Annotated in this window: 7 protein-coding genes; 4 read left to right on the top strand and 3 right to left on the bottom strand. The window is 71.5% G+C overall.

Translation table 11 applies throughout. The features are described 5' to 3' along the window. Nucleotides 1–150 precede the first annotated feature (150 nt). From D7V93_RS28660 to D7V93_RS28650, 3 genes are all read left to right on the top strand, one after another. A complete protein-coding gene (locus D7V93_RS28660; RefSeq protein WP_120646415.1) occupies nucleotides 151–2304 on the top strand; it encodes a M13 family metallopeptidase in 2154 nt (717 codons plus the stop codon). An 80-nt stretch (nucleotides 2305–2384) separates the two neighbouring features. Continuing rightward, on the top strand, nucleotides 2385–3056 hold the full coding sequence (locus D7V93_RS28655) for an O-methyltransferase (RefSeq protein ID WP_120646416.1): 672 nt from the start codon (nucleotides 2385–2387) through the stop codon (nucleotides 3054–3056). Nucleotides 3057–3081: 25 nt separating this feature from the next. Next, entirely contained in the window at nucleotides 3082–4005 is a 924-nt protein-coding gene (locus D7V93_RS28650) for a LysR family transcriptional regulator (protein ID WP_120646414.1), read from the top strand. On the opposite strand, the gene D7V93_RS47455 is transcribed toward D7V93_RS28650, so the two are convergent. Next, nucleotides 3986–4108: a hypothetical protein gene (locus D7V93_RS47455; RefSeq protein WP_279636956.1), complete on the bottom strand. Its 123-nt coding sequence runs from the start codon at nucleotides 4106–4108 to the stop codon at nucleotides 3986–3988. The genes D7V93_RS28650 and D7V93_RS47455 overlap by 20 nt on opposite strands. Nucleotides 4109–4182: 74 nt before the next feature. Beyond that, nucleotides 4183–5706, bottom strand: a complete 1524-nt coding sequence (locus D7V93_RS28640; protein ID WP_158623882.1) for an alkaline phosphatase family protein — start codon at nucleotides 5704–5706, stop codon at nucleotides 4183–4185. A 243-nt stretch (nucleotides 5707–5949) separates the two neighbouring features. Here D7V93_RS28640 and D7V93_RS28635 point away from each other — a divergent pair, with 243 nt between their 5' ends. Then, nucleotides 5950–7167, top strand: a complete 1218-nt coding sequence (locus tag D7V93_RS28635) for a S8 family serine peptidase (protein WP_120646412.1) — start codon at nucleotides 5950–5952, stop codon at nucleotides 7165–7167. A gap of 85 nt (nucleotides 7168–7252) precedes the next feature. Here the strand turns inward: D7V93_RS28635 and D7V93_RS28630 are convergent, their stop codons facing one another. Continuing rightward, entirely contained in the window at nucleotides 7253–9859 is a 2607-nt protein-coding gene (locus D7V93_RS28630) for a Kelch repeat-containing protein (protein WP_244237568.1), read from the bottom strand. Nucleotides 9860–9949 lie beyond the last annotated feature (90 nt).

Here is a 9949-nt window from a genome sequence, read left to right as displayed (position 1 = left end):
CGCCACGCCCCGGGGGGCCGCCGTCCCGGGGCGCTGAGCGGCACCCACGATTCACGAGCACCCTGGGATGAAAGCGCCGTTTGCGCTGTTGGCGGCGCGGCCCCGTGCGCCAGAGTGCGCCACCCCGTTGGGGTCCATCCAGGAGCTTCCATGACGTCCCGTTCCAGACCGCCGTTTGGCGCCGCGCGCATGACGCTCGGCGTCTATGCGTCCGCGCTCATCACCGCCTGTGCGTCCTCGGCGCCCGCCGAGAAGGCCCCTGCGCCGGCCCAGGCCGCCGCGCCCACGCCGCCGCCCGCGGCCCCTGCCCCGCCCAAGCCGGTCTTCGGAAGCTTCGGCATCGACACGCCCGGGATGGAACCGTCCGTGAAGCCGGGCGACGACTTCTACCGCTACGTCAACGGCAAGTGGCTGGACTCGACGGAGATCCCCGCCGAACGCTCTTCCTACGGAATGTTCACGCGGCTGGCGGAGGAGGCCTCGCAGCAGACGCGCGACCTGCTCGAGGCCACCGCGAAGTCGGACGCCGCGCCGGGCAGCGAGGACCGCAAGCTGGGCGACTTCTTCGCCAGCTTCATGGACGAGGCCGCCATCGAGGCCAAGGGCATCACCCCGCTCAAGCCGGAGCTGGAGCGCATCGCGGGCCTCGCCAACCGCAAGGACCTGTCCCAGTTGCTGGGCACCACGCTGCGCGCGGACGTGGACGCGCTCAACACCGGGCAGACCACCACCGATCGCCTCTTCGGCCTGTGGGTGGCGGAGGACTTGAACGACCCCAGCCGCTATGTCGCGTACCTCCTCCAGGGCGGCCTGCTGCTGCCGGACCGCGACTTCTACCTGAAGGACACGCCGCGCTTCAAAGAGGTGCGGGAGAAGTACCAGAAGCACATCACCGCGCAGTTGAAGAACGCGGGCATCCCCGACCCGGAGGCGAAGGCCCGCGCCATCTACGGCCTGGAGAAGAAGATCGCCCAGGCGCACTGGGCCGCCCAGGACACGCAGGACGTGGCCAAGACGAACAACCCCTGGAAGCAGACGGACTTCGCGAAGAAGGCGCCCGGCCTGGACTGGACGGCGTGGTTCGCGGGCGCGGGGCTGTCCCAGCAGGCGGACTTCATCGTCTGGCAGCCGAGCGCGCTCATCGGCATCGCGAAGCTCGTGGGCAGCGAGCCGCTCCAGACGTGGAAGGACTACCTGGCCTTCCACGCCATCGTCCATGGCACCCCGACCCTGCCCAAGGCGTTCGTGGAGGAGGGGTTCGAGTTCAGCGGCAAGACGCTCTCCGGCACGCAGAAGCTGCGCGAGCGCTGGAAGCGCGGCGTGGACCTCACCAACAACGCCCTGGGTGAGGCCGTCGGCAAGCGCTACGTGGCGAAGCACTTCCCGCCCCAGGCCAAGGCCGAGGCGGACGTGATGGTGCGCAACATCCTGGCCGCGCTGGGCCGCCACATCGACGCGCTGGAGTGGATGTCGCCGGAGACGCGGGCCCGCGCCAAGGAGAAGCTGGGCACGGTGCAGGTGGGCATCGGGCACCCGGACACGTGGCGTGACTACTCGGGGCTGGAGATCGTGAAGGGGGACGCCTTTGGCAACGCCGAGCGCGCGAGCCTCTTCGAGTACCACCGCAACGTCGCGAAGCTGGGCAAGCCCGTGGACCGGAAGGAATGGTTCATGACGCCGCAGGAGGTCAACGCCCTCAACTCGCCGCAGCAGAACTCCATCATCTTCCCGGCCGCCATCCTCCAGCCGCCCTTCTTCGACCCCAACGCGGATCCGGCGGTGAACTACGGCGGCATCGGCTCCGTCATCGGCCATGAGATCATCCACAGCTTCGACGACGTGGGCGCGCAGTTCGACGCGCAGGGGAAGCTTTCCAACTGGTGGACGCCGAAGGACCTGGAGCAGTTCAAGGCCGCCGGCAAGGCGCTCGCCGCCCAGTTCAGCACCTACCGCCCGCTGCCCGACGTGCCGGTGAACGGCGAGCTGACCCTGGGAGAGAACATCGCCGACGTGGGCGGCATCGCCATCGCCCATGACGCGTACCTGATGTCGCTGAACGGCAAGCCCGCGCCCACGCTGGAGGGCTTCACCGGCGAGCAGCGCCTGTTCATGGGCTTCGCCCAGGTGTGGCGCAACAAGTACCGCGACGCGCTCCTGCGCCGGCTGCTGGTGACGGATGGCCACTCGCCGGGCCCATTCCGCGCGGCCACCGTGCGCAACATCGACACGTGGTACCAGGCCTTCGACGTGAAGCCCGGGCAGGGCCTCTACCTGCCGCCCGAGAAGCGCGTGAAGATCTGGTAGTGCCCACGTGCACCGGAGGCACGGACACCGTGCGTCCGGTGCACTGGTGGCGGGAGGCGTTGGGGACGCACTGTGGGGACATGACCAACACCCTGCATTCGTCCCCTGTCTCCACCCTGCTGGCCCACCTCTTCGCGGACGCGCGGAAGACCGACGCCGCGGTGCTCGCGCCCTTCCGTTCTCTGTCGCCGGAGGCGCTGTCGAAGGCGCTCCACCAGGACTACCGGACGTTCTACGCGAACGTCGCGGACGCCTACCTGCCCGTGTCCCAGGAGCTGGGCCGGCTGCTCTACGCGCTGACGCGCGCGAGGCGGGCGAGGACGGTGGTGGAGTTCGGCACGTCGTTCGGCATCTCCACGCTCCACCTCGCGGCGGCGCTGCGCGACGGTGGAGGCGGCCGGCTCATCACCACGGAGTTCGAGCCCGCGAAGGTGCGGCGGGCCCGCGAGCACCTCACCACCGCGGGCCTCGTGGACCTGGTGGAGTTCCGCGAGGGCGACGCGCTGGACACGCTGCGCACCGATGTGCCGGACGGCATCGACCTGGTGCTGTTCGATGGCGCCAAGCCGCTGTACCTCCCCCTGCTGCGGCTGCTGGAGCCGCGGCTCGGGCCCGGGGCCATCCTGGTCGCGGACAACGTGAGGATGAGCCCGGAGTTCGCGGCGCACCTCGCGCGGCCGGAGCACGGCTACGTCACCGTGCCGCTGCCCTGGGAGGACGACGACTGCCTCCTCGCCGTGCGCACCGCCTGAAGGGCTCGCGGCTAGTATCGCGCGGATGGCGGACCTGGACTTGAACCTGCTCGTGGCGCTCGACGCTCTCCTGCGCGAGGGCAGCGTGGCGCGCGCCGCGGACCGGCTCCACCTGAGCGCGCCGGCCATGAGCCGCACCCTCACGCGCATCCGGGACGCGCTGGGCGACCCCGTGTTCGTGCGCGCAGGAAGGGGCCTCGTCCCCACGCCGCGCGCCCTGGCGATCCAGGAGCAGGTGCGCGCCGTGGTGCGGGAGGCCACTGCATTGCTGGGCCCCGGGACGCCCACCGCGCCGGCCGAGCTGGCGCGCACGCTGTCGCTGCGGGTGAACGACGGCATCATCCCCTCGCTGGGCGCCGCGCTCTACCAGCGGGCGCGCGAGGAGGCACCCGGGCTGACGCTGCGCTTCGTGTCGGAAGGCACGGAGGACGTGGAGGCGCTGCGCGACGGGGACGTGGACCTGGACATCGGCGTCCAGGGCACGCTGGGCCCGGAGATCCGCGTGCAGCGGCTGGGCGAGGCGACCTTCGTGGGGCTCGTGGGGCGCGCGTCCCCGCTCGTCCGGGGCCGGCTGACGCTGGAGCGCTTCGCCCGCGCCGAGCACGTCGTGGTGTCCCGGCGAGGGAAGCTGCGCACCCCGCTGGATGCGGTGCTGGAGCAGCACGGCCACGTCCGCCGGGTGACGGGCGTGGTGCCCAACCTGCTCGCGGCGGCGGCCCTCGTCGCGCGGACCCGGGCCATCACCGTGGTGCCTTCCGTGTTCGCGCGGACCGCGGCGGCGCTGATGCCCGTGCGCGAGCGCGCCGTGCCGCTGGAGCTGGGCGCGCTCGTCGTCGCCCAGGCGTGGCATCCCCGGTTCGACCACGACCCCGCGCACGTCTGGTTGCGGCGGACGGTGAAGACGCTCTGGGAGGAGGTGGCGGATAGCGCTACTTCGGGTCGCCCGTGACGAGCGCGAGCGCGAACCCGTCGTAGCCCTTGCTGCCCACCGTCTGCACGGCGGTGGCGCTCACCCGGGGCTCCTTTGCCATGGCCTCGTAGAAGCGGCGCATGCTCTGGGTGTTCGCGTCGGCGCTCGCCGCGTCGACGACTCCACCTCCAACGCCCCCACCCTGCCCGCGCGACCTCAGCGTGCGGGGGGCGTCGCCTCGGGGAGAGGCGTTCCGGTGGCCTCGGGCAGGGGCACCTGGAGCCAGGCCGCCAGCGTGGGCGCGACGTCCGCGGGCGACACGGGCCGGGCATGGCGCGCGGGCTTCAGGCCCGGGCCGGCCACCATCAGCGGCACGTGCTGATCATATTCGTAGGGCGCGCCGTGCCAGCCGGCGCAGTCCGCGTCGGGCGCCAGGAGCACGCCGGACACGGGCAGGACGGTGAGGTCACCAGCCCGGGGAGCGAAGTACGAGGCGCGCACCGCCGCCGTCAGGCCCCGGCTGTCGTGCGCCTGGGCCTCCGTGTCGGTGAGCACCTGCGCGACTCCCGGCAGCGCGGCGATGGCCTTCGCCCCCACCGCGAGCGCTTCTTCCCGACGCACGCCACGCGCCGCCAGGGCCTCGGGGCGCAGGTAGAGGTAGGGCGTGGTGAAGGCCTGGAGCCACGTCTCCTCTCCATACGCGGCATCGAGCGCCGCCTCCAACGCCTGCGTCACCCGCGCGCCGTCCAGCCGCCCTCCCGGCTGCGGCGCGGTGCCCATCCCATGGTCGGCGGAGAGCGCCACGAGCACGCGCTCCGCGCCCACCTCCCGGTCCAGCGCGGACAGGAAGCCCGCGAGCGCGCGGTCCACGCGCAGCAACGTGTCCAGCGCCTCGTGGCTGTCCGGCCCATAGGCGTGGTTCACCATGTCCACCGTGGAGAGGCCCACCGCGAGCAGGTCCACCGCGCCGGGCCGCGTCCCCAGGTGCTCCGCGCGCACGGCGGCGAGGCCGAAATCCAGGAGCTGATCCGCGCCCGAGGGCGTGTAGAGGAAGCCATCGCCCGGAGGAATGGGATGCGGGAAGACGCGCCCGAAGCCCTGCGGCGGCAGTTCGTGCACGTCATCGTCCGGACCAAGCTGCGCGTACAGCGACGGATCCGCGCTCCGCTCCCAGGACGTGCCCGCGACCTGGGGCCGGCCCGCGTTCCAGGTGGCCACGAACTCCGGCAGGGCCTGGGCGTAGTGACGGCTCGTCGTGAAGCCGTCCTTGCCCCACCAGAACGCGGTGCCCCGGTGGCCCGCCATCATCACGGCCGCGCGGTCCTTGAGCGCCACCGAAAACACCTGCGACGACGGGCGCGCGCCGAGCAGCGCATCCCCCAACGTCGGCATGCCCAGCCGCTTCGGGGAGACACCGGCGCCGCCCGAGCCGTCGAGCGACGGGCTCTCCGCGTCGAGCACGCAGCTCACCTTCGCGCCCGCCTCCCGGTCGTACCAGGTGTTGGCGATGATGCCGTGGCGCTCCGGCAGCGTGCCCGTGGCCAGGGTCGCGTGCCCCACGCACGTCTGCGTCGTCGCGTACGGGTAGCGGGCGGCGTCGAATACCGCGCCCCCTTCCAGGAGGCGCCGGAAGCCGCCCGGCCCGAAGTGCTCACGCCAGCGCTCCACGTCCGCGTAGCGCAGCCCGTCCACCACCACGAACACGACGAGCGACGGTCGCACCGGGGGGCTCGGGGGCACACCCGCCGTCCGGGCACAGGCCAGTCCCAACCCGAGGACCGCCAGGGTCCCCCACCGCACGCAGCGTCGAATCATGGGCGTCATGGGGCGGAGACTGGCCGCGCCAGGCCCTCCAGGTCCAATCGATAGCCTGGAGGTAGGCCATCGAAGCGTTCGATGTCTTCCGTGGCGAGGAAACTTTGGTTGGCGCGCTGCGACAATGTGGGAGTCGAAGGTCGCTCCGCCCCCCCACGGAGGTTCATCATGGAAATCAACCGCAAGCCGCCCGCGTCCGTTGGCCCCACCGCCCGTACCGGCGAGTCCTCCTCCGCGCAGGCGCCGAAGGCCAAGGCCCTGACGGTGCGTGACGGCTTCGACACCCGCGGTGCGCGCCCCAGCAACTTCGTGGACCGCCCGACGGGCCGCCCCACGCCTCCGGGCGCCAGCGTGCCGGCGTCGGCGTTCACCTACGGGTCCTCCAACGTCGCGGTGAAGCCGGGCGCGACGAACAAGGTCGATCCGTCGAAGGAGAAGCCGAAGCTGACGGGCGAGCCGATCATCGCGGTCATCGACGGCGGCGTGGACTTCAAGCACACCGACCTGGACGACGCGATGTGGACGAACCCGGGTGAAGTCGCGGGCGACGGGCTCGACAACGACGGCAACGGCGTGAAGGACGACGTGCACGGCTTCAACGTGGGCGACGGTGGCGGCGACCCGTTCAAGGGCGAGGGCACGGACCACGGCACGCACGTGGCGGGCATCATCGCGGCCGAGGACAACGGCAAGGGCAACACCGGCATCGCGGCCGGCAAGGCCAAGGTGCTGAGCGTGGGCGGCCTGTATGACGGCGCCGACCTGCTCACCAACTTCGAGCGCTCGGTGGACTACCTGGTGAAGATGAAGACCGAGCACGGCGTGAACATCCGCGCCGCCAACGCGAGCTTCGGGGATTCGTACCGCGACGCCGCGTCGCAGAAGCGCTGGACGGCGGCGGTGCAGAAGCTGGCGGACGCGGACATCCTGCTCGTCGCCGCGACGGCCAACGGCAACGGCAGCAACATGAACAACGTGCCGGACATGCCGGCGAACATCGACCTGCCCAACGTCATCACCGTGGCGTCGATGGACAAGAAGAACGACAAGCTGGCCAGCTACTCGTCGCACGGCGACAAGGTCGTGGACCTGGCCGCGGTGGGCGAGGACGTGCTCAGCACGGTGCCCGGCAACCAGTGGGAGGAGATGAGCGGCACCTCCATGGCGACGCCCACGGTGGCCGCCACCGCCGCGCGCATGTTCGCGGAGAACCCGGACCTCACGGCCGTGCAGGTGCGCGACCTCATCCTCAAGACCGTGGAGCAGGACACGGACCTGAAGGGCAAGGTCATCACCGGCGGCAAGCTGGACATCAACGCCGCCATCGCCGCCGCCAAGGCCACCGTGGAGCCGAAGCCCGAGTCCCCGGCTGTCGCGACGCGCTAGCAGGCGACGGAGGTCGTGGGTTCCGGGCCGGGCGCGCTTGAGAGCGTGCCCGGCCCGTCTTCTTTCGAGGGAGTGAGCAGGTCGCTCAGGGCGTGTAGAGCTCCGCCGTGGCGAGGCGCCCATTGTTGGTGCCACCCGTCACCAGCACCTTGCCCGTGGCCAGCAGCGTGGCTGTGTGTTGGTCGCGGCCCTTCGCCAGGCTGCCGGTGGGGGCCCAGGTGCCCGTCCCCGGGTCGTACACCTCCGACCTGGCGAGGGACCCACTGACGGCAGAGCCGCCCGTCACCAGCACCTTGCCCGAGGGCAGCAGTGTGGCCGTGTGCGAGGAACGGCCCGTGACCAGGCTGGCGGTGGGGGCCCAGGTGCCCGTCCCCGGGTCGTACACCTCCGCCGTGGCGAGGCGATCATTGACGGTATAGCCGCCCGTCACCAGCACCTTGCCTGAGAGCAGCAGCGTGGCCGTGTGCCCATCACGGACCGCGGCCAGGCTGCCGGTGGGGGCCCAGGTGCCCATCCCCGGGTCATACACCTCCGCCGTGGCGAGTTGTTTGGCATTGGAGTCCAAGCCACCCACCACCAGCACCTTGCCCGAGGCCAGCAGCGTGACCATGGGTGAGGAACGGCCCGTGGCCAGGCGGCCGGTGGGGGCCCAGGTGCCCGTCCCCGGGTCGTACAGCTCCGACGTGGCAAGGCGCCCATTGCCAATGCCACTTGCACCGCCCGTCACCAGCACCTTGCCTGAGGCCAACAGCGTGGCCGTATGGCCTCCGCGGCCCGTGGCCAGACTGCCGGTGGGGGCCCAGGTGCCCGTCCCCGGGTCGTACACCTCCGCCGTGGCGAGGAGTCCACTGGCGTCCCCGCCGCCCGTCACCAGCACCTTGCCCGAGGGCAGCAGCGTGGCCGTGTGGAATGCACGGACCGCGGCCAGGCTGCCGGTAACGGCCCAGGTGCCCGTCCCCGGGTCGTAGACCCTCGCGGTGGCGAGGTACCCACTGCCGACACCGCCCGCCACCAGCACCTTGCCCGAGGCCAGCAGCGTGGCCGTGTGCGCGGAACGGCCCGTGGTCAGGCTGTCGGTAGGAGCCCAGGTGCCCGTCCCCGGGCCGTAGACCTCCGCCGTGGCGAGGTACCCATTGGCATCAGAGCCGCCCGTCACCAGCACCTTGCCCGAGGGCAGCAACGTGGCCTCATGGAATCCACGGACCGTGGCCAGGCTGGCGGTGGGGGCCCAGGTGCCAGTCACCGGGTCGTAGACCTCCGCCGTGGCGAGGTGCTCACTGGCGCCATAGCCGCCCGCCACCAGCACCTTGCCTGAGAGCAGCAGCGTGGCCGTATGCCATTGGCGGTTCGTGGCCAGCCTGCCGGTGGGAGCCCAGGTGCCCGCCCCCGGGTCGTAGACCTCCGACGTGGCGAGGTACCCATTGAAGCCAGCGCCGCCCGTCACCAGTACCTTTCCCGAGGGCAGCAGCATGGCCGTGTGCGCGTCACGGCCCGTGGCCAGGCTGGCGGTGGGGGCCCAGGTGCCCGTCCCCGGGTCGTAGACTTCCGCCGTGGCAAGGTACGGACTGCCGCTGCCGCCATAGCCACCGGTCACCAGCACCTTGCCCGAGGACAGCAGCGTGGCCGTGTGCCCCTCACGGCCCGTGGTCAGGCTGCCGGTAGGAGCCCAGGTGCCCGTCCCCGGGTCGTAGACCTCCGCCGTGGCGAGGAACTCACTGACGGTAGAGCCGCCCGTCACCAGCACCTTGCCCGAGGCCAGCAGCGTGGCGGTGTGCGAGGAACGGCCCGTGGCCAGGCTGCCGGTGGAGGCCCAGGTGCCCGTCTCCGGGTCATAGACCTCCGCCGTGGCGAGGCGCCCATTGCCGCCACCGCCACCCGTCACCAGCACCTTGCCCGAGGGCAGCAGCGTGGCCGTGTGCGAGGAACGGCCCGTGGCCAGGCTGCCGGTAGGAGCCCAGGTGCCCGTCTCCGGGTCATAGATCTCCGCCGTGGCAGGGTCCCCATTGCTTTGACTTGCACCGCCCGTCACCAGCACCTTGCCCGAGCGCAGCAACGTGACGGTGTGGCCTGCGCGGTCCGTGGTCAGGCTGCCGGTGGGAGACCAGGTGGGGCAGTCCGGAATCCCGACCGCGGAGAACCGGGCGGTGACCGACAGGTCCAGGTCATTGGTCGCCGTGACCGTGAAGGACGCTGTCACCCCAGGGCCCAGGCACGCGGGTGCCGTCCACTGGAGCTGGCTCGCGGTGCCGGTCTCCTGGGCGGAACCCAGCGTGCCGACACTCGCGGCCCAGGAGAACCGGAGTGCACGGTCCTGCGGATCCTGCGCGGAGGCCCGGAAGGTCAGGAGGCCTCCCGCCTCCACATAGGACGAAGACAGGGGCTTCTCGATGAAAAGAGGCGGAAGGAACGGGCCCGCGTCCGGAGTGCCCGCATCAGCGCCGTCGCCGCCGTCCCCCGCATCGAAGCCGTTCCCCGCATCGAAGCCGCCCCCTGCATCGAAGCTGGCCCCCGCATCGAAGCTGTCGCCACCATCCCCGCCGTCCCTGCCGTCTCCCGCATCGACGGCCTGCGCAGGGCAGATGTCCGGGTTGCGCAGACAGAACTCGCGTCTCTCCTGCGTGAAGTCGGTGCAGCCCGGGAGCACGGCCAACAGGCAGCCCAAGAGCAACGCGCGACACAGGACTGCGTTCACGGCCACCTCCCGAACACCCAGGCGGACGTTCCATCCGTGCCCAGGCTCCAGCCCACCTTCGCTGGCGCGGAAGGCGCCCCCAGCAGGTAC

The sequence above is a fragment of the Corallococcus llansteffanensis genome (assembly GCF_003612055.1).
Classification (GTDB): domain Bacteria; phylum Myxococcota; class Myxococcia; order Myxococcales; family Myxococcaceae; genus Corallococcus; species Corallococcus llansteffanensis.
Note: the sequence above shows the minus strand (reverse complement) of the source record. Positions and strands in the feature narration are given on the sequence as shown.

What these genes read in the sequence shown, in the direction of transcription:
- D7V93_RS28635 (WP_120646412.1), top strand. Translation starts at nt 5,950, where the DNA reads ATGGAAATCAACCGCAAGCCGCCCGCGTCCGTTGGCCCCACCGCCCGT.
- D7V93_RS28655 (WP_120646416.1), top strand. Translation starts at nt 2,385, where the DNA reads ATGACCAACACCCTGCATTCGTCCCCTGTCTCCACCCTGCTGGCCCAC.
- D7V93_RS47455 (WP_279636956.1), bottom strand. Translation starts at nt 4,108, where the DNA reads ATGCGCCGCTTCTACGAGGCCATGGCAAAGGAGCCCCGGGTGAGCGCC.
- D7V93_RS28660 (WP_120646415.1), top strand. Translation starts at nt 151, where the DNA reads ATGACGTCCCGTTCCAGACCGCCGTTTGGCGCCGCGCGCATGACGCTC.
- D7V93_RS28650 (WP_120646414.1), top strand. Translation starts at nt 3,082, where the DNA reads ATGGCGGACCTGGACTTGAACCTGCTCGTGGCGCTCGACGCTCTCCTG.